17 protein-coding genes, 1 tRNA gene and 1 other RNA gene are annotated in these 18,229 nt (G+C 65.7%); 9 read left to right on the top strand and 10 right to left on the bottom strand.

Annotated features, from left to right (window positions below):
- Positions 1 to 5: 5 nt before the first annotated feature.
- The 3 genes from L1F31_RS04860 to L1F31_RS04850 all read right to left on the bottom strand — a co-directional run bounded on the left by L1F31_RS04860 (position 6) and on the right by L1F31_RS04850 (position 2,811).
- On the bottom strand, positions 6 to 1,067 hold the full coding sequence (locus L1F31_RS04860; RefSeq protein WP_265420393.1) for an FUSC family protein: 1,062 nt from the start codon (positions 1,065 to 1,067) through the stop codon (positions 6 to 8).
- Between the two features lie 110 nt (positions 1,068 to 1,177).
- Positions 1,178 to 2,377 (bottom strand): RNA polymerase sigma factor, encoded by a 1,200-nt coding sequence (locus L1F31_RS04855; RefSeq protein ID WP_265419546.1) that lies wholly within the window; start codon positions 2,375 to 2,377, stop codon positions 1,178 to 1,180.
- Between the two features lie 26 nt (positions 2,378 to 2,403).
- Positions 2,404 to 2,811, bottom strand: a complete 408-nt coding sequence (locus L1F31_RS04850) for a YciI family protein (protein WP_265419545.1) — start codon at positions 2,809 to 2,811, stop codon at positions 2,404 to 2,406.
- A 273-nt stretch (positions 2,812 to 3,084) separates the two neighbouring features.
- Between L1F31_RS04850 and L1F31_RS04845 the strand changes: the two genes are divergently transcribed.
- From L1F31_RS04845 to L1F31_RS04830, 4 genes are all read left to right on the top strand, one after another.
- Positions 3,085 to 3,750 carry a hypothetical protein gene (locus tag L1F31_RS04845; protein WP_265419544.1) on the top strand — a complete coding sequence of 222 codons (666 nt, stop codon included), beginning with the start codon at positions 3,085 to 3,087 and terminating at the stop codon, positions 3,748 to 3,750.
- 315 nt (positions 3,751 to 4,065) lie between these two features.
- Positions 4,066 to 5,025 carry an NADP-dependent oxidoreductase gene (locus L1F31_RS04840; protein ID WP_265419543.1) on the top strand — a complete coding sequence of 320 codons (960 nt, stop codon included), beginning with the start codon at positions 4,066 to 4,068 and terminating at the stop codon, positions 5,023 to 5,025.
- A 72-nt stretch (positions 5,026 to 5,097) separates the two neighbouring features.
- Positions 5,098 to 5,631 (top strand): type 1 glutamine amidotransferase domain-containing protein, encoded by a 534-nt coding sequence (locus tag L1F31_RS04835; protein WP_265419542.1) that lies wholly within the window; start codon positions 5,098 to 5,100, stop codon positions 5,629 to 5,631.
- A gap of 158 nt (positions 5,632 to 5,789) precedes the next feature.
- On the top strand, positions 5,790 to 7,373 hold the full coding sequence (locus L1F31_RS04830; protein ID WP_265419541.1) for a SpoIID/LytB domain-containing protein: 1,584 nt from the start codon (positions 5,790 to 5,792) through the stop codon (positions 7,371 to 7,373).
- A gap of 165 nt (positions 7,374 to 7,538) precedes the next feature.
- Here the strand turns inward: L1F31_RS04830 and sfnG are convergent, their stop codons facing one another.
- The 3 genes from sfnG to L1F31_RS04815 form a co-directional block, all read right to left on the bottom strand.
- Positions 7,539 to 8,687, bottom strand: coding sequence for a dimethylsulfone monooxygenase SfnG (gene sfnG / locus L1F31_RS04825; protein WP_265419540.1), 1,149 nt, complete (start codon positions 8,685 to 8,687; stop codon positions 7,539 to 7,541).
- A gap of 432 nt (positions 8,688 to 9,119) precedes the next feature.
- Positions 9,120 to 9,207, bottom strand: a tRNA-Ser gene (locus tag L1F31_RS04820).
- A 61-nt stretch (positions 9,208 to 9,268) separates the two neighbouring features.
- On the bottom strand, positions 9,269 to 10,168 hold the full coding sequence (locus L1F31_RS04815) for a helix-turn-helix transcriptional regulator (RefSeq protein WP_265419539.1): 900 nt from the start codon (positions 10,166 to 10,168) through the stop codon (positions 9,269 to 9,271).
- 121 nt (positions 10,169 to 10,289) lie between these two features.
- Between L1F31_RS04815 and L1F31_RS04810 the strand changes: the two genes are divergently transcribed.
- From L1F31_RS04810 to L1F31_RS04795, 4 genes are all read left to right on the top strand, one after another.
- Positions 10,290 to 11,759, top strand: a complete 1,470-nt coding sequence (locus L1F31_RS04810; protein ID WP_265419538.1) for an MFS transporter — start codon at positions 10,290 to 10,292, stop codon at positions 11,757 to 11,759.
- A 99-nt stretch (positions 11,760 to 11,858) separates the two neighbouring features.
- Complete coding sequence (locus tag L1F31_RS04805; protein ID WP_265419537.1) at positions 11,859 to 12,284, top strand: YciI family protein; 426 nt, start codon at positions 11,859 to 11,861, stop codon at positions 12,282 to 12,284.
- A 66-nt stretch (positions 12,285 to 12,350) separates the two neighbouring features.
- Positions 12,351 to 12,446: signal recognition particle sRNA small type (ffs, locus tag L1F31_RS04800), an RNA gene on the top strand.
- Positions 12,447 to 12,640: 194 nt separating this feature from the next.
- On the top strand, positions 12,641 to 14,125 hold the full coding sequence (locus L1F31_RS04795; RefSeq protein WP_265419536.1) for a L,D-transpeptidase: 1,485 nt from the start codon (positions 12,641 to 12,643) through the stop codon (positions 14,123 to 14,125).
- A 23-nt stretch (positions 14,126 to 14,148) separates the two neighbouring features.
- Here L1F31_RS04795 and L1F31_RS04790 read toward each other — a convergent pair whose 3' ends face one another.
- Positions 14,149 to 15,177, bottom strand: a complete 1,029-nt coding sequence (locus L1F31_RS04790) for an iron-siderophore ABC transporter substrate-binding protein (protein ID WP_265419535.1) — start codon at positions 15,175 to 15,177, stop codon at positions 14,149 to 14,151.
- Positions 15,178 to 15,397: 220 nt separating this feature from the next.
- On the opposite strand from L1F31_RS04790, the gene L1F31_RS04785 reads away from it, so the two are divergent.
- Positions 15,398 to 15,712: a helix-turn-helix domain-containing protein gene (locus tag L1F31_RS04785; protein ID WP_265419534.1), complete on the top strand. Its 315-nt coding sequence runs from the start codon at positions 15,398 to 15,400 to the stop codon at positions 15,710 to 15,712.
- Between the two features lie 25 nt (positions 15,713 to 15,737).
- Here L1F31_RS04785 and L1F31_RS04780 read toward each other — a convergent pair whose 3' ends face one another.
- The 3 genes from L1F31_RS04780 to L1F31_RS04770 all read right to left on the bottom strand — a co-directional run bounded on the left by L1F31_RS04780 (position 15,738) and on the right by L1F31_RS04770 (position 18,167).
- Positions 15,738 to 16,019 carry an SHOCT domain-containing protein gene (locus L1F31_RS04780; protein ID WP_265419533.1) on the bottom strand — a complete coding sequence of 94 codons (282 nt, stop codon included), beginning with the start codon at positions 16,017 to 16,019 and terminating at the stop codon, positions 15,738 to 15,740.
- A 118-nt stretch (positions 16,020 to 16,137) separates the two neighbouring features.
- The gene (locus tag L1F31_RS04775; protein WP_265419532.1) at positions 16,138 to 16,812 is read right to left on the bottom strand and encodes a response regulator transcription factor; all 675 of its coding nucleotides are present in this window, start codon (positions 16,810 to 16,812) and stop codon (positions 16,138 to 16,140) included.
- A complete protein-coding gene (locus L1F31_RS04770; RefSeq protein ID WP_265419531.1) occupies positions 16,809 to 18,167 on the bottom strand; it encodes a sensor histidine kinase in 1,359 nt (452 codons plus the stop codon). The genes L1F31_RS04775 and L1F31_RS04770 overlap by 4 nt, the downstream gene beginning before the upstream one ends.
- Positions 18,168 to 18,229: the final 62 nt, after the last annotated feature.

The following is an 18,229-nucleotide window of genomic DNA, read 5'->3' as shown; positions in this document are numbered from 1 at the left end:
GCATGTCAGTCATCGTCATCGGCATGCGGTGAGTCCTCGAGTCGGGCGCGCGACTGCTTCTCCCTGCTGAAGCCGACGATGACGACGAGCATGCCGACCATCGCGCCGATGACGGTTTCGATGGCGCGGGAGGCCAGCAGCTCCGCGACCGGGTGGGGGTTGCCGATCTGGGTCATGAGCAGAGCCAGCGGGGTGATGAAGAGCAGGGCCACCGAATAGTTGCGCAACACGAAGATCTCGGCGAGGAACTGCAGCAGGATCACCCAGACGACGAGCTGCCAAGCCTCGGTGGGGAACGACAGCAGGAACGCGGTGACGATCACGCCCAGCAGGGTTCCGACCACGCGGTGGACGCCGCGCTTGAGGCGGGCCGAACGTCCCGGCGGGGTGATCGGGGCGACCGCCGCGACCATCGCCCAGTAGCTGTGGGACAGCAGCGGCAGCACGTCGATGAGCAGGGTGCCGAGGATTCCGGCGATGAGCGGGGCGATCGTGAAGCGGGTGGCGTGGGCGGCGAGTTCGGCCTTGCCCGCCGGCGACAGTCCCACCCGCACGTAGGTCTCCTTGCCCTCGGGCATCCGTTCCCCGGCGAAGTGGGCGAACGCTCCGAGACCGATGCATACCAGCGCCGAGGCGGCAGCGACCCCCATCGCCACCGGCACCGAGGCGCCGCTCGGGATGGATCCGACGGCTCCGGTGGCGAAGATGAAGAAGATCGATCCGCCGGGTTTGAGCCGGAAGCGCAGTGCGATGGCCGCACCGATGCCGGACACCAGCGAGGTGACGACGACGAGTGTCCAGACCGAGGCGCCGAGGGCGCCGAGCAGGGCCCCGATGCCCACGCAGACGACGAGGACTGCGGCCGCGATCGACTGGCGTCGGGTCCGCGAGCGTGGGGATTCGAAGCGTGCGTAGATGCCGGTGAAGGCCCCGAAGGCGGCGTAGACGGCGAGGTCGAGACGGTCGATTCCGAGCAGCACGAGGAGTGGGATGGCGACACCGAGGGCGATGCGGAACGCGGGGATATGGTCGCGTTCGCCTGGTGGGATGCGGAAGAACTCCTGCACACGGCTCAAGCGGATTCGGCCCCTTTCGGACTCGGGAACGGACCCCGGTGACGGGATCGCTGGTCAGGGAGGATGAGCTGAGGGCTCCCTTCGATGATAGTCGGCTGCCGTCAGTTCGGCGGCTTCCGCCCTGCCCGGGCACGTGCCGCCTGCCGGGTGAGGTGGTCGCGTTCGGCCACGCTTCCCGCGAGTTCGGCGGCCTTCGAATAGAGGTCCGCTGCCCTCTTCGTCTCTCCGGCACGGTCGCGCAGGTGGGCTTCGACGGCGAAGTAGCGGGGCAGCGACTCGTCGATGCGCTGCAGTTCGGCCAGGCCGGCGGCGGGTCCGTCGGCCTCCCCGATGGCCACTGCCCTGTTGAGGCGGATGATCGGGGTGTCGCGCAGGCCCAGCAGTTCGTCGTACCAGCCGACGATCTGCACCCAGTCGGTGTCGTCGACGTGCTGGGCGTCGGCGTGCAGGGCTGCGATCGCCGCCTGCGCCTGATACGACCCGAGTTCGTCGCAGGCGAGCGCGGCCTGGAGGATCCCGATGCCTTCGGCGATGAGCCGCCGGTCCCACAGCGTGCGATCCTGATCGGCCAGAGTGATGAGCCTCCCGTCCGCGTCGAACCGTGCATCGCGGCGGGCGTGGTGGAGGAGCATGAGGGCGAGAAGTCCGTCGACCTCGGCCGAGTTCGTCATCGTTCGCAGCGTCCGGGCCAGGCGGATCGCTTCGGCGACGAGATCGACGTCTCCCGTATGGCCTTCGTTGAACACGAGGTAGAGGGTGGCGAGCACTGCGGACAGCTCGCCTGGCCGGTTGAGCCGCGAGCCTGCGATCGTGTTCTTGGCCCGGCTGATGCGTTGGGCCATCGTCGACTCGGGCACCATATAAGCGTCGGCGATCTGCTTCGTTGTCAGACCGCCGACGGCCCGCAGGGTCAGCGCCACCGCCGAGGATGCGCTGAGGTCCGGGTGCGCGCAGAGGAAGTAGAGGTCGAGTGTGTCATCGGTGTTCGGGACTTCTTCGGCCCCGGGCTCGGCAGAGGCGGCGGGTGCTGCGAGGCCTGAGGCCATGACCCGTTCCTCGCGTCTGGTGCGGGACCCTGCTGAGCGGATCGCATCGAGGAATTTCCTCCAGGCCACGGTCACCAGCCATCCCCGTCGGTCACGGGGCGGGTCGGTCGGCCACGTCCGCAGGGCCTCGATGAGGGCGTCCTGAACGGCATCCTCGGCGGTCGCGAAGTCTGCTCCGCGGCTGACGAGGATGCCGATCACTGCGGGGACGAGGTCACGCAGCTCCGCCTCGGCGAAGGGATCCGGATCGGACATCGCGGACTCCGTTCGTGTCCCTGTGATCACTCGTCCACGCAGGGTGCGTGGTCGAGGAAGGGCCGCAGTTCGAGCCATTCGTTGATCGGCTCCCCGCCCTTGCCGGGCGCCGCCGAGAGCTCTCCGGCGAGTTCGAGGGCGCGATCGTAAGTCTCGACGTCGATGACCATCCAACCGGCGATGAGGTCCTTCGTCTCGGGGAAGGGACCGTCGGTGACCGGCGGCTTGCCCGATCCGCCCGACTGGACGAACGTGCCCTCGGGTGAGAGCGCCTGCGAGTCGACGAATTCGCCGGTCTCCTTGAGCTTGTTCGCGAAGTCGTTCATATACGCGATGTGCGCGTCGACCTCCTCGGGGGACCATTCGTCCATCGGGGTGTAGTCCATGTACTGCTCCGGCATCCGGTAGTGCTTGAGCATGAGGTACTCGGCCATTGTGTCTCCTTGTCTCGTGTCGCTCGCACGGGTTGTGCTTGCTGACATGTCTGGGACGCAGCCGGACGAGTGTTCTCGACATCAGCGGCCGGAAATCTCCAGATTTCTTCGACTGAGGTCGGCAACACAGTCCCAGAATAGGCCGATGTGTCCGTCCTGGAACATGCGTCACCGGCTCCGAACACAAATCAGCCCTGGTCACGGGCCTGCGCTGGAAGACTCGTCATGTAAGCAACAACGACAGATTCTCAGCACACGAGCCCAGGAGCAGACATGAAGGCCCAGACTCTTCTCAAGACCATCACCGTTGCCGGAGCGCTCGCAGCGACTCTCACGCTCTCGGCCTGCGACATGCACATCTCGTTCGGGCAGGAGGGCCAGGGCCAGGAGCAGGAAGGCCAGCAGGCCCAGGGTCAGCCGACCCAAGACACGGAGGACACCGAGACCACTGCCGAAGAACCGGCATCGGAGACGGGCTCCACCTCTGACTCCGCCACCGATGGATCGGGGTCGACCGGCGCGATGGACAACGGCACGACGGATAACGGCACCACCGGCAGCTCCGGTTCCACGGATTCGTCCAGCGCCACCTCGGCGAGTGATTCCGGATCATCGACCTCGAACGGCTCCTCATCATCGACCGGCACGAACGACGGCTACCAGGGCCCGCGGATCGGTGAAGAGGGGGTCGAACTCGACGCCGACGGCAACGGCAAGATCCCCGCCGATGTGCTCGAGAAGGACATCAAGCACGCCTACGCGAAGCAGGGCACCACGGTCGACACGGTCGACTGCTCCTCGGACCTGCGGATCTTCTCCCACCGGGGCTCGCAGAACTGCACCGTCACGGCTGCCGGCGAAAACCACTACGGCACCGTGAAGATCACCTCGGCCTCGCAGTCCGGCATCGGCTACAGCCTCGAATTCCCGAACATCTGAGCCGCTGGCTCGGATCTGCGGGCTCTGATCTGCCGACTCTGAGCCGCGGGCCGAATCCGGTCTGCGTCGCTGCGGCCCACGCTGGGCTCCCCCGAATCGCTCCCCTCGAGCGTCCCGCGACCCGCTCGCCTCGAGCGCCGCGCATCCCCACCGCACTCCCCTGGTCACCTCGGCCCGGGGAGTGCGGTCGTTCACGTCTCGGAACAAGTTCGCCTCCTCCAGTGTTGACGCCGATGTGGGCACCGGCGCAGGCCAGGGCCCCGACCCAACTGAGTTGCCAGTTGAACTGAGTCGTCCACAGATCAGGAGCAGAGCATGAGCAGACGCGTCCAATACACCTCCAACGGCGACATCGATCAGCTTCACCTCGCCGAGGTGCCCGTACCCGACGTCGGTCCCGGCCAGGTTCTCGTCACCGTCCTCTACGCGGGGCTCAATCCCCTGGATTGGAAGATGCTCCAGGGCGGTCGCTTCGGCACCGTCGAATCCGCCTCCGGCAACGGCGTCGACTTCTCCGGTGTCGTCGCCTCTGTCGGCGAGGGCGTTGCGGATTTCGCACCCGGAGACCTCGTCTACGGCGGTCTGCCGAAACAGGCTCAGACCGAGCAGCTGCTCATCCCGGATCCCGCAGAACGCCTCGATAAGATCCCGCACGGTCTCGGGATCGACACCGCCGGTGGACTCTACGTCGCCGGACGCACCGCCGTGGCCGGGATCCGCGCCCTGGGCCTGAGCGAGGGCGACACCCTCTTCGTCTCCGGAGCCTCCGGCGGCGTCGGCATCATCGTCGCCCAACTGGCCCGCAACCTCGGCGCGAGGGTCATCGGCAGCGCCAGCCCCGGCAACCACGCTCTGCTGGACAGCCTCGGCGTCGAACCCGTGACCTACGGCGAGGGGCTGTGGGATCGTGTCCGCGCGCTGGCCCCGAACGGGGTCCAGGCCGCGTATTCGACGCAGGGCGAGGACGAGATCACCGGGATGCTCGATTTCGGTATTCCGGCAGGCCGCATCGTCTCGATCGGGGCCGGCCCCACGGTCGCGGAGACGTACGGGGTGAGCATCGCCGGTGAGGCCAAGGCCCGCCGGGACGATATGGTCTGGCTCGGCCAGGCCATCGCCTATGGCCACATCCACGTCCCGATCGCCCGAGTCTTCGACGCCGACGAGGTCCAGGACGCCTACCGGCATCTGCTCACCGCCCACCCTGCGGGCAAGGTGCTGCTGCGCTTTCCCGCGAAACCGCTGACCGATCAGCAGCGCGCCCACCTCAGCTGAGGAACCGGCTCGCGCGCGTCACACAGCATTTCCGACTGACAGAGAACACAGATAGAGAAAAGGAGCACCATCATGGCCATCTCAGACAAGAAGATCGCATTCCTGCTGACCAGCGGCGTTGAACAGGTCGAACTGACCAGCCCCCGCGCATCCCTCGACGAGGCCGGCGCCACGACCTCCATCGTCTCCCCCTCCGAAGGAACCCTGCAGGCGATGGAAGGCGATTGGGACCACGCGAAGACCTTCGACGTCGACGTTCCCGTCACCGAGGCTTCCGTCGATGACTTCGACGCCCTCGTCCTGCCCGGCGGCACCCTCAATGCCGACGCCCTGCGCCTGAATGAGGACGCCGTCGAGCTCGTCAAGGCCTTCTTCGCCGCCGACAAGCCGGTCGCCGCGATCTGCCACGCCCCGTGGATCCTCGCCGAGGCGGGAGTGGCGAAGGGGCGGAAGCTGACGTCGTTCGTCTCGACGAAGACCGACCTCATCAACGCCGGTGCCGACTGGACCGACGAGGAGGTCGTCATCGACGGCAACCTCATCACCTCCCGCAACCCCGGCGACCTCGACGCCTTCAACAAAGCGATCGCCGAAAAGCTGAGCTGACCAGGAACGACGTCTCCCTCGCCGAGGTGGGACCACCTCGGCGAGGAATGATCCGTCCCGACCCCGCAGGGTCGGTGAGGAAGTCCCCGGAACAATCGTTTCGGGGAGTTCTTCTGTTCGTCACCGAAGATCTTGACAGCCGCGCTTATGATCTACTCATGCCAGCTTCCCCGTTCGTCAAGGCGACGACTCCTGCCCTCGCGGCACTGCTCATCGGGTTCCTCCTCATTCTCTTCATCGCCCCGCCTCCTGCACATGCCGCGTATGCGACGTCCGGGGCGATCGGCACGAAGCACAAATCACTCGGCGGCAACGCCGGCAAGCTCGGCCCGGCAGTGGGTCCCCAACGGTGCACACTGATCCAGAAGGGCTGCTATCAGTCGTTCAAACACGGCAGCATCCATTGGACGAAGGCCACCGGAGCACATGCCACATGGGGTGCCATCCGCACGGCGTGGAAGAAGTCCGGTTGGGAGCGCGGAGCCCTGGGATACCCGACGAGCAGCGAATACCGGTCAGGGTCGGAGACCCGGCAGAAGTTCCAGCACGGCCTCATCGTGTGGACGGCCAAGTCCGGGGCGAAGGTGAAGCTGACTAAGACAGCGAAGGCACCGGCGACGTTCGCGGTCACGGGTTCGGGATTCGGCCACGGGGTCGGGATGAGCCAGTACGGGGCGCGCGGAATGGCAGCAGCCGGGAAGACCTCGACGCAGATCCTTCAGCACTACTACACCGGGTCGAAGGTCACGACGATGACGAAGAACGCTGACGCCAGTCTCAAGGTGCAGCTGCTGACAGGTAAGAAGTCGGTGACGGTCACTCCTCGGTCCGGTCGTTTGCGGGTCAAGGTCGGGTCGAAGACCATCGAGTCGGGGTCGAAGATCACGATCGATCGCACCTCGTCCGGCTCGGTCAAGGCGACCATCGGATCGAAGAGCTATTCGGGGTCGAAGCTCATCGTCGAATGGCAGGGCACCCGTTACTGGAAGGGATCCTCGGCGACGACAGTGTCAGTCAGCGGAGCGCAGAACGGCGCGACCGGAACCTACCGTCACGGACGCCTCGAGATCGGTCAGCTGAAGAGCACCCTCAATGTCATCAACGTGCTGGGCCTCAACAAGGAGTACCTGCCCGGAATCGCCGAGATGCCCGCATCGTGGCAGTCCGAGGCCCTGCGCAGCCAGGCGATCGCCTCCCGCACCTACGCCTACCGCAACCTCGGTGCCGCGAAACCGGCATGCGGCTGCAATGTCTACGACGAGGTGGCCTCGCAGCGCTTCCTCGGGTGGACTCATGAGAACGCGAGCGATTCGGGCCCCTGGCGCAAGGCCGTGGCCGCGACCCAGACGATGAGCGGTTCGACGGTGAAGTCCGCTCGTGTCGTCACCTACAAGGACAGCCTCATCGACGCTGTGTACTCGTCATCTGCAGGCGGCAAGACGTATTCCGCCGCCGAAGTGTGGGGTTCGACCGTGCCCTACCTGGTCTCGGTCGATGATTCCCCGTCGAAATACGCCTCGGCGAAGAACCCGAACGCCTCATGGTCGGTGACGATCAAGCAGGCCGACATGGCGCGGGCATTCGGGCTGGCAGACGTCCGGTCGCTGTCGGTGACGAAGACCGGGTCCGGTCTGGTGAAGACGGTGAAGGCCACCTCGGTGGCGGGCAAGTCCGCCAGCCGTACGGGAGATCAGCTGCGGTCGAAGCTGCGACTCAAGTCCGCGTCGTTCAGCGTGAAGTGAGCGGATCGCGCCTCGACGCGCCTCACACTCCGGCTGCCCACAGCAGACCGAACTAGGCAGCCCCACCGCGGCAGACCGAACTCGGGTCACGCGAAACTCTAAAAAGTCGTCGCTGGTGACGACTTTTCCGAGTTTCGCGTGACCTGAGGGAATCTCTCCGAAGGTTCACACGCCCGCGGGGGTGAGCAGTCCCTGATTGACGAGTTCGGCTTCCTTCTCGCGCACGATCGGGATGACGGTCTTGCCGAAGGCCTCGAGCTCTTCCTGGAAGTGGAGGAACCCGGTGAGGATGAGGTCGACGCCGAGCTTCTTGTATTCGATGATCCGATCGGCGACCTGTTCCGGGGTGCCGATGAGCTGGGTGCGGAACCCGTCGTTGTACTGCACGAGGTCCTCGAAGCTCGAGTCCGCCCACATGCCCTTCTTGTCCGCAGTCGAGGCTCCGGCCTCCTGCACGGATTTCCGGAATCCTTCGACAGCGCCTTCATCAGCTTTGGCGATGATCTCACGCAGCTGTTCACGGGCTTCGGCTTCGGTGTCACGGACGATGGCGAACCCGTTGAGTCCGAAACGGACCTTGCGATTGTGGGCACAGGCCACCTCGGTGACGTCGTCGTACTGCTCACGGAAACCGTCGAAGTCCTTGCCGTTGGAGAAGTACCAGTCGGCGTGTTTGCCGCCGTTGATCCGGGCCGCGGTGGAGTTGCCGCCTTGGAAGATCTCCGGGTGCGGACGCCCTTCGACCGGGTAGGGGCCGGGGCGGAGGGTGAAGTCGTCGACGGTGTAGAAGTTGCCGCGGTACTCGACGTTCGCCTCGGTGAAGAGTTTGCGGACGACCTCCATGAACTCCGCGGACCGGCGGTAGCGCTCCCCGTGCTCGAGCCAGGGCAGCCCGAGGCGGGTGTATTCGTCCTTGAACCAGCCGGAGACGACGTTGATCGCGGTCCGGCCCCTCGTGAACTGGTCGGCGGTGAGGATGAACTTCGCGAGCACTGCCGGTTCCCAGATGCCGGGGTGGATGGCGGCGATGACCTTGAGCTTCTCCGTGGCCAGGGCCAACGCGAGTGAGGTGGCGGTCGATTCGTGCTGTTGGGCGGCGCCGTAGCTCGAGAGGTACCGAACCTGGCTCAGTGCGTATTCGTAGCCGACCGACTCGGCGGTCTGGGCGAGCTTGACGTTGTAGTCGTAGCCCCAGTCGGTGCGCTGCTCGATGTTCGAGACGACCAGGCCGCCGGAGACGTTGGGCACCCAGTAGGCGAATTTGAGGTCTTCGGGTTCGCCTGTGTAGATCGGGTTCGCGTGGATGTTCGTCATGGAGTGTCCCTTCCCATCGAAACTGGTATGAGCAGTGTGTGGGTGCCAGGCTACTGAGACGCACACCACATCGCGGGCGGTGATTTCGCGCGCCGACGCACGCCGTCACAATGACGCACTTCGCCATACACCGTCATCTGACTTGCTCGCGACGCCGCCTGGCTGTCCGGTATCGCGAGGACCACAGCCCGCGGGGCTGCGGCCACGGGGACAGTCGCGCGTCTGCAGTGCACCCGCCACCGTCGGCGGCAAAACACCCCGGTGCAACGGGTGGATTCGCCGCTGACGGTGCGGGATGCTGGGGCACCTGTAGGAGAAGCCGCTGATGGTAGGTGCTGCCACCAACGGTATGTAGTCGGGCACGCAGGGGACATGCCAGTCGGTGAATCGACGAAGTCCCGGCCCGCAGATTCTGCGGGACCGGGACTTCTGTGGCGGAGGATAGGGGATTCGAACCCCTGAGGGCGTTAACCCAACCCGCGTTCCAGGCGAGCGCCATAGGCCACTAGGCGAATCCTCCGCGAGCCAGCTTATCCGAGTCGTGACGACAATGCGAAATCACTGTGGCCGAATGTGAACCATCACACGATCCGCAGGTGAACAGGAGCCTCAGCAGACCCGGCGAGCACTTCGGCTCGTCTGCGTTCGATGCTGCCGTCGTTGATCCACCCGTGCAGGGTCTCCAACCGCGACCGCGTCAGCGTGTCCACGGGCTGGTAGACCGAGAGCGTCAGTCGCTGGTTCTCCTGGGCGATCATCGTCGTCATCGTCAGTGCGAGGGTGCCGACATACGGGTTCTCGATCTTCTTGACCCGTCCGGCAGACCGTCCCACAGCACCTGAATCCCAGACTCGGCAGAATTCCGGATGCCTGCGCAGCCGTGCGAGCAGCGGTGACCATTCCGGGTCGTCGATCGACTCCGCATACGCAGCCCGCAGCTTCGCCACGAGCTGCGACTTGTGCCCCTCGTCGCTGCGGAACGCTTTCTCCCACTCGGGGTTCTCGAACGTCTGAATCGCACAGTTGCGCTCCCCCGCAGCGAACTCCTCGAGGTCGGAGGCGAGATACCGCTGCACCGGGTTGAACGCGAGCACAGTGTTCCGGGGGTCGGTGACCATGGCCGGCAGCGGCAGGAGCTCATCGAGGAGAGTGCGCATCTGCTCACCGACCGCCGAATCCCCGGGGTTCGCCACCCGGTCGGGATACCCGCCGAGCGAAAAGAGATGGGCACGCTCCTCACGATCGAGCAGGAGCGCCTCGGCGATGGATTCGAGCACCGACTCCGACGGATGGACCTCACGACCCTGCTCGAGCCAGGTGTACCAGCTGGTGCCGATGTTCGCGAGCACAGCGACCTCTTCGCGCCGCAGCCCCGGCACCCTGCGCCGGGTGCCTTTTGCCAGACCGACGTCACAGGGGCGCACCCGGTTGCGTCGCGAACGCAGGAATCGTCCGAGCTCCTCGGTTCTTACGTGTGCCATGGCTCCATTGTCCGCCCGACGCTGAGGCTCTTCCACCCTTGCACCGCGCTCAGCCAGGTGGTGCCACCAACACCATCGACACGCCCTCCCGCTCCCCCGCCGCCCGACTCAGACTGGAGCCATGCGAAGAACTCCTGATCAGCTTGCATCCGAACCGACGACTGCACCGACCCCATCCATCGCCGAGGCGGCCGCCGGTCCCGCAGCCACCGCCGGGTCCGCTGCCCCCGTCCTCTGGCCCCTCCACCTCGGCGCGCTCCTTGCCACGTTCATGTTCTCCGTCGCGAACGTCGCGGTCCCCGCCGTGAAGGCCGGAATCGGGGCCGATGATTCGACTTCCGCCCTCGTCGTCGGCCTGTTCTCCGCAGCATTTGCGTCCGGGCTCATCCACTGCGGACGCATCGGCGATCGCTTTGGTCGGCGCCGACTCTTCGCACTCGGCACGGGCTTGCTCGTCATCACCTCACTTGCCGTCGGATTGTCCCCGGAATCCGGAACCCTGCTCGTCACCCGCACCGCCCAGGGGCTGGCCGCGGCCCTGATGATGCCGCAGATCCTCGCGAGCTTCCAGCACTCTCTGACCGGCGCCGCACGTCTGAAAGCCATCAGCCTCTTCGGGGCGTTCTCAGGACTCGGCACCGTCGGCGGTCAGGTCCTCGGCGGCGGACTCATCTCCGCCTTCGGACAGACATGGGGCTGGCGAGCTGCGTTCCTCAGTTGCGGTGTCGCTGCAGCGGCGGCGTTCCTCGGGTCACTGCGCCTGACCGAATCCCGCAGCTCGGAGGCCCAATCCCTCGATGTGCCAGGAGCGACCCTGCTGGGCGTGAGCATGATCTGCCTCGTCATCGGGCTGGCACTGGGACCCGTCACCGGATGGCTGCCTCTGCCCGCCGTTCTTCTGCTGGTCAGTGCCCTCGGATTCGCAGCCTTTGCCGTCTGGCAGAACACCGCTGAGGCGACCGGTCGTCATCCGCTCATCCCGCCTCAGGTAGTCAGTGTTACCGCCGCATGGGTGGGAATGGCCATGGCCTTCATCTTCTTCGCCGGGTTCGGCTCGTTCCTCTTCGACTTCTCACTGGTCTCCCAGATCGGCCACGTCGATCCCGCCTACGTCTCGGGCTTGACTCTTACAGTCTTCGCCGCCGCCTTCCTCATCGTCTCCCTCTACGTGCCCAGAATCGTCGCTCGGTTGTCGGGCCCGGGCACGATGCTGCTGGGCACCGGGCTGCAGATCTCCGGGCTCCTCGGCATCGCGTGGGTCTCGGTGAGCACGGGCACCGACTGGCATCTGTGGTTCCAGGTTCCCGGTCTCATCCTCGGTGCGGGTCAGGCCCTGCAGTTCGGCCCTCTGGTCGGCACGGTCGTGAACGCTGTCCCGGATCGACTCGCGGGTTTGAGCGGCGGACTCATAGCGACCATGCAACAGGCTGGGATCGCAGTAGGAGTGGCCCTCCTTGGGGCGCTCTTCCATACCTTCACCGACGCCTTCGGCTTCGACGTCGCGTTCTCCCTCACATGCCTCACCCAGATCCTGCTGAGCATCATCTTCGGTGCCGGTGCGTGGCATCTGCACCGAACGCCGCGAGAGTGACTCCCCAGGGCGAGAGTTTCGGCATACGCTTGCCTTGAACACCGCACGCGATGGCCTCATCCGGGCACGCTCGGCCACAGCACTGACCAAGGAGTCACCATGAAATTCATGCTCATCATGCGCACCGTCGATCAAGCCGCAGTCGAGCGCATGGCCGAAGCGGACTTCGAAGAGATGATCGCTGCCATGGGTGCCTTCAACGAATCGATGGTCAACGCCGGCGTCCTGTCTGACGGAGCCGGACTGGCCGACCCTTCTGAAGGTGCCGTCGTCGACTTCAGCGGGACCGAGCCCACTTCTACCACGGGCGCATACGGCACCCTGAGGGAGCTGTTCAACGGGTTCTGGATCGTGGATGTCGCCACGCAAGACGAGGCAATCACCTGGGCGAAGAAGGCACCGTTGGAGACCGGATCCCAGATCGAGGTGCGCCGCGTCAACGGCCCCGAGGACTTCCCCGAGGACAATGAATGGGTCCAAAAAGAACAGGAATGGATCGAGCAGGGTCGCCTCGATAAAGGCTGAGCCCCGCGAGTACGTGGTCCCGACCACTCGTTTTGTGTGCCGAGGTCGCTCTCGACTAGACTGGTCGCTGGCTCCCCGTGCGGCGTCATCTTGTGAACTCCCCCAGGGCCGGAAGGCAGCAAGGGTAAGCGAGCTCTGGCGGGTGCACGGGGAGTCCTCATTCCCCCAAGGTCACAATTCCACAACTCCCCTTATCCCCTGTCGGCCCAGGTCAGCCCGACCGGCGCAACCCTGCAGCCGCGTAAAAGCGGGATGGAAATGCACGTGCGTTAATACTTTCGTGATTTGGCTTCATTACCATTGTCCGCAGTCATTATTCGCAGTACTCATCCCTGTGTTCGAACGAGGTTCCCCTGTTGTCCACGAAGATCCAAGGGGCCGTCGCCGCCCTTTCGACGCTGGCTCTGCTCACGGCATGCACGCCGTCGAGCTCCGACCCTGACGCGACCCGCGATGGAGCGAAGACCGCCGAGGCGGCCGAAGAACCCGCGTTCCGGATCGGTTCGGTCACCGATGACGCAGCCGAATCCGGTTCGACGTCCGAGCCGACCTCAACCGCCCAGCCCGGCGAGGACTCCGCCTCGACCGCTTCGCCGAGCGGCGATGCGACCTCCCCCTCGGCGATCCCCGACAGCAAGGACTTCGGCGAGGTCGTCGAGTCCGGCGACTCACTCGACCTCGAGGCCGGCCAGCGGATCGGCATCGCAGTCGACAACGCCACCCTCACCGACATCACGCTGACCGAGGAAGAGCACCCCCGCATCTCAGCCGACCACGGCACGTTCTTCGACGCCGAGGGCCAGAGCCTCAAGGCCGACGAGGATGCCCAGGCCGGCTCCTCGTCCCCGAGCTCGACCCCGACGACCGAGTCCGCGTCGACGTCGAAGAAGACCGATGCCGAGGCGGTCACCGCCCCCGATGAGTCCTCCGCCTGGATCTCGACCTACGATCTCGTCGCCGACAGTGAGTACACGGTGCGGGCCACCGCCACGACATCGGACGGCGAGGAGGTCGATCTCACGACCACAGTGAGCGTCGGCGCCACCGATGGCGCACCGATGTCTGTGCGCACGACCCTCGCCGATGATCAGACAGTGGGCGTCGCTGCCCCCATCATCCTCAACTTCGGCTCGACCGTGTCCAAGGAGTTCCGCGACGACGTCGAACGTCGACTCTCGGTGTCGGTCACCGACGAGGACGGCAAGAAGCGCAAGGTCGAGGGCTCGTGGGGTTGGCTCTACGACGACCCTCAGTCCCGCCTGCACTTCCGCCCCAAGGAGTTCTGGCCCGCACACTCGAAGGTCTCCGTCGATGTGCCGCTGAAGAACGTGCCGACGGGTGAGAACAGTGTGGGGCAGAACGACCTCACGCTCGACTTCGAGATCGGACGCAAGCAGGTCGTCAAGGCCGATGTGAAGACGCACCGTATGACCGTGACCCGCGACGGCAAGGAAGTGATGGACTTCCCCGCCTCGCTGGGCGCCCCGAAGTCACCGTCGTACAACGGCACCCATGTCGTGATGTCGAAGGCCGCCGACTATACGATGACATCCGAGCAGTGGGACTACGAGACCGATGTGCAGTGGGCTGTGCGCATCCACAACAACGGCGAATTCATCCACGCCGCCCCCTGGTCGGCAGGAGTCCAGGGTTCGCAGAATGTCTCCCACGGCTGCATCAACCTCACGACCGAGCGGGCCAAGCGCTACTATGACTCCGCGATCTTCGGCGATCCCGTCGAGATCACCGGGTCCGGGGTGAGCCTGTCGACCGACGACAGCGACATCTCGGACTGGGTCTACAGCTGGGATGAATGGAAGAAGCTGAGCGCCCTCGACTGAGAGCGCCCAGCTTCTCCGCCTGCTTACTTGTCGAGCTTCTTCACTGCCTTGTCGATCATCGGCACGTAGCGCTCGAGCGTCCACGGCACGGTGAGCGGGTTGATGATCGAGGATCCGGTGACGAATGCCTGATCCTCCGATGCCACGACGGCACCGGACTTGATCGCGGGAATGTTCGCGTACAGTCCTTGGGACTCCACTTCCTTCTTGTTCTTCGCGTCGGAGTAGAACGTGAAGATGAGGTCCGAGTCATTGAGCTTATCGGCGTTCTCCAGACCGATGAGCGCCGAGTCCGTGCCCGGTTCGTCGTACTCCTTCTTCAGCTCCTCGATGACCGGGTCGGGAGTGAGTCCCAGCGCCGAGACCATGGCGACGCGCTGCTCGCTGGGGTAGAAGACGCCGAGGGTCCCGGGGCCGGAGTTGTAGACGTAGGAGAACGTGAGGTCTTTGTACTCGTCCCGCTTGGCCTCGGTCAGCTGCTTCTTGATGTCCTTGACGAGGCTCTCCGACTCCTCCTCCTGGCCGAGTGCCTTGCCGATCGTCGTGATCTGTTCGTCCCATTCGATCGTCCACGGCTGCTTCGGGTAGGCCACGGTCGGTGCGATCGCGTCGAGCTGCTTGTACTGTTCGGCGGTCACTCCCGACCAGGGGGCGAGGATGACATCGGGTTCGAGTTCGGCGATGGCTTCGACGTCGAGTTCGGTGTCGCCCTGGAACTGTTCGGGCAGCTTCTCGCCCTTGTCCTTCACAGCCTCGTAGATCCACGGCATGTACCCGGTCTCATCCGATCCCCAGGCGTACTCCTCCGTGCCGACCGGCGTCTTGCCCAGAGCGATCGCGGTCTCCGTCGACCCCTGGCCGAGGGTGACGACGCGTTCGGGCTCTGCCTCGATCACCGCTTCGCCCAGCGCATGCTTGATCGTCACGGTCTCGAAGTTCGCTGAACCGGCCTCCTCCGAGGCCTGCGACCCTTGACCGCAGGCGGTGGCTGTGAGGGAGAGAGCGACGATGGCTCCGGCGATGACAGCACGGCGGCTGTGAGGAACTGACATTCCTGTCCTTTCGACAGTGGTCGGAGCCGCAACGACTCCTCGACATGAACGTAGGACAGCCTAACTTAACTCGATGCGTGTTTCGCAATACCTGTGACTCAGTTCACGTTCGACGCATCCGTTGAGATCAGGTCCGGCCCACCTGTTCGCATCTTGGTCCGGCATCTGCTCAGAGCAGAAACCCTCGCCGAGGCGGCCGCCAGGGATCTAGGCTCAGACCATGACCCGTATCCTCCCGCACACGCCGACACCTCCGCCGCTGTGGCGTGAGGCGCTCGGCCGGACGATCCGACTTCGCCGCACAGAGCTGGGGCTCACCCTGGCTCAGGTCTCTGACCGTTCCGGGGTCTCGACGCAGTTCCTCTCCGAGATCGAACGCGGCCTGAAGGACCCGTCGTCGGAGGTCATCGAGGCCGTCGCCGTCGTGCTCGGACTGCAGCTGCCGCAGGTGCTCGTACTCGCCGCCGCAGGCATGACGCAAGCCGCACCGTCCCACCCGAGTGCGGGACAGATGCGGCTCGCTCTGGCGGCCTGAGCCGACCAGCGGCGGCCCGGGACTCTCAGCCGTTCCCGGTTTCGAGGCGGTTCGCCCGCAGAACCTCGAGTCGAGCGCGATATTCGTCTTCCTCGATGTCCCCCTGCGCAAAACGCTCGGCCAGGGTCGCCTCGGCGCTCTCGGATCCTTCCCTTGCTGCATTCACCCACGGCGGTCCACCGGCCTGCCGCCAGCGGCGACGGTTGAGGGTGACGATGAGTGTGATGATGAGCCCGATGACGAGGACCCAGAAGATCGGGATGAGGAAGAAGAACGGCCAGGCCAGCGGTCCGTGTTCCATGTGCATGATGCCTCCTTGAGCGGTGTCCACGCGGTTCGTGGGTCTGAGGACAATCACACGCCTTTTCCAACCCCGGCGAATCCCCCTGCAGGAGTCACCTGCCCTGCTCCGTCGGGAGCATGCCTCACCCCTCCCTCAGCCAGCCCGGGGACACCAGGCCTGATTCGTAGGCGAGGACGACGAGGTGGACGCGATCTCTGGCACCGACCTTGGTCATGATGCGCGAGACATGGGTCTTCGCGGTCAGCGGCGAGAGCACGAGCTCTGCGGCGATCTCGTCATTCGTGGCCCCTTGCCCGACGAGGCCGAGGACTTCGCGTTCGCGGTCGGTGAGCACATTCAGCTGCGCGCTCGGTTCCGCCCTCAACCCCAGCGACATGCGGGAGAGCAGATATCTTGTGACCTCCGGTGAGAGCAGCGCGTCGCCGGCGGCGACGACGCGTACGGCGCGGATGAGGTCGACAGGATCGGTGTCCTTGAGCAGGAATCCGCTGGCCCCGGCGCGCACGGCACGCACGATGTACTCGTCGAGTCCGAAGGTCGTCACGAGCACGACTCGGACCGAGTCGAGGCGCGGATCTGCGGCGATCTCCTCGGTCGCCCACAGGCCGTCGCCTGCGGGCATGCGGATGTCCATGAGGACGACGTCGACAGGGGCCCGCCTCAGCTCGGCCAGCAGCTCCTCCCCGCCGGAGGCTTCGATCGTGACGTCGATATCGTCTTCGGAGCCCAGCAGCGAGGCGAAGCCCGCCCGTACGAGCTGATGGTCATCGGCGATCGCGACCCTGATCGGTGTCATGCTTGCGCCTCATCTCCTGGTGTCTCTGGTGTCCCTGGCGGTTCCGGCGCCGCCGGTGCGTCTGCGTCGTCGGCGCTCCACGGCAGGTCGACGCTGACGACTGTTCCGCCCTCCCCCGCCGAGGCGATGCCGAGCGTTCCGCCGAGCAGCTTCGCCCGCTCGCGCATGCCCAGGATCCCGGCCCCCTCGGCGCTGGTCGACATCCCTGTGCCGTCATCGCTGATCGTCACCTGCAGCCGTCCGGCCCGCCGTTCGATCGTGATCTGCGCGGTGTCCGCCTGCGCATGCCTGGAGATGTTCGTCAGCGCCTCCTGGATGATCCGAAAGGCGGCCGCATCCGTGGACTGCCCCGGCTTCTCCGGTGCTCCGGTCGCATCTGTGCTGCGCCGATCGTTCAGACGGATCTCGGTGGATCCGGCGAGGCGGGCCACGAGCGCGGGAACGTCATCGATTCCGTGCACGGGTGCAAAGGGAGCCGATCCCGGTGCGGCCGGGGTTCCGGTGTCCGAGCGCATCGTATGCAGCACGGTGCGCACCTCGTTGAGTCCCGTGCGGCTGAGCTCCCTGATCGCGGCGAGCGCCGAACGGGCCTGCGCGGGATCGCGGTCGATGAGGTGTTCGCCGACGCCGGCCTGCACGTTGATCTGAGACAGTGCGTGTCCGAGGACGTCGTGGAGGTCCCGCGCGATGCGCAGCCGCTCGGCCTGGATCACCTCGGCGTGGCGTGCCTGCTGCTCAGCCTCCGCCTGTCGGCCCAACTCCCGGCGACGGCGGACGAACGCGCCGATGCCCACAGCGATGGCAAGGCCCATCGTCGCCGAGACCACCCTCCCGACCGACCAGTCGATCCCGAGCACAGGACCCAGCAGCAGGGAACCCGCCCAGACTCCGGCCGCTGAGGCGATCGCCCACAGCTGACGGCCGCGGGCCATGGCCGCGACGACGGAGAAGAGGAATGCGGCATAGAACGGCGTCAGTTCCTCCCCGGCGAGGGCCGGTGCCCACGGCCCTCGTTCACCCCAGGGACCGTTTCCGGGCCCATGATCGATGCCTCCGATCGAGATCGAGGGAGACACTGCCGCCCACACGAGGATGTCGAGGAGTGTGAGAGCCGCGAGCGCAGCGACGCGAGGCCCGGCCCACCGTGCCATGAGGAAGAAGAGCGCCGGTGAGACGACCGCTGCGCCGATGCGCACGGTGCTCGCGCTCGGCGCGGTTTCGGCCTGGAGGGCCACCCACAGGGCAAACGGCAGCTGCAGCACGAGCGCGGCTACGGTGAGCAGCACGAGCCGTCGTGGTGCGCGCCGTGAGTCTGCGTTGCCGCGCTCGCGTCGATCACGGCGCTCCGGTGTCATCTCTCGATCGTAGCGACCTTCGCCCGCCTGCGTCGTCGTCCCACGGGAGTACTGTCGTCCAC

This window comes from Brevibacterium spongiae, from assembly GCF_026168515.1.
Classification (GTDB): Bacteria; Actinomycetota; Actinomycetes; order Actinomycetales; family Brevibacteriaceae; genus Brevibacterium; species Brevibacterium spongiae.
Note: the sequence above shows the minus strand (reverse complement) of the source record. Positions and strands in the feature narration are given on the sequence as shown.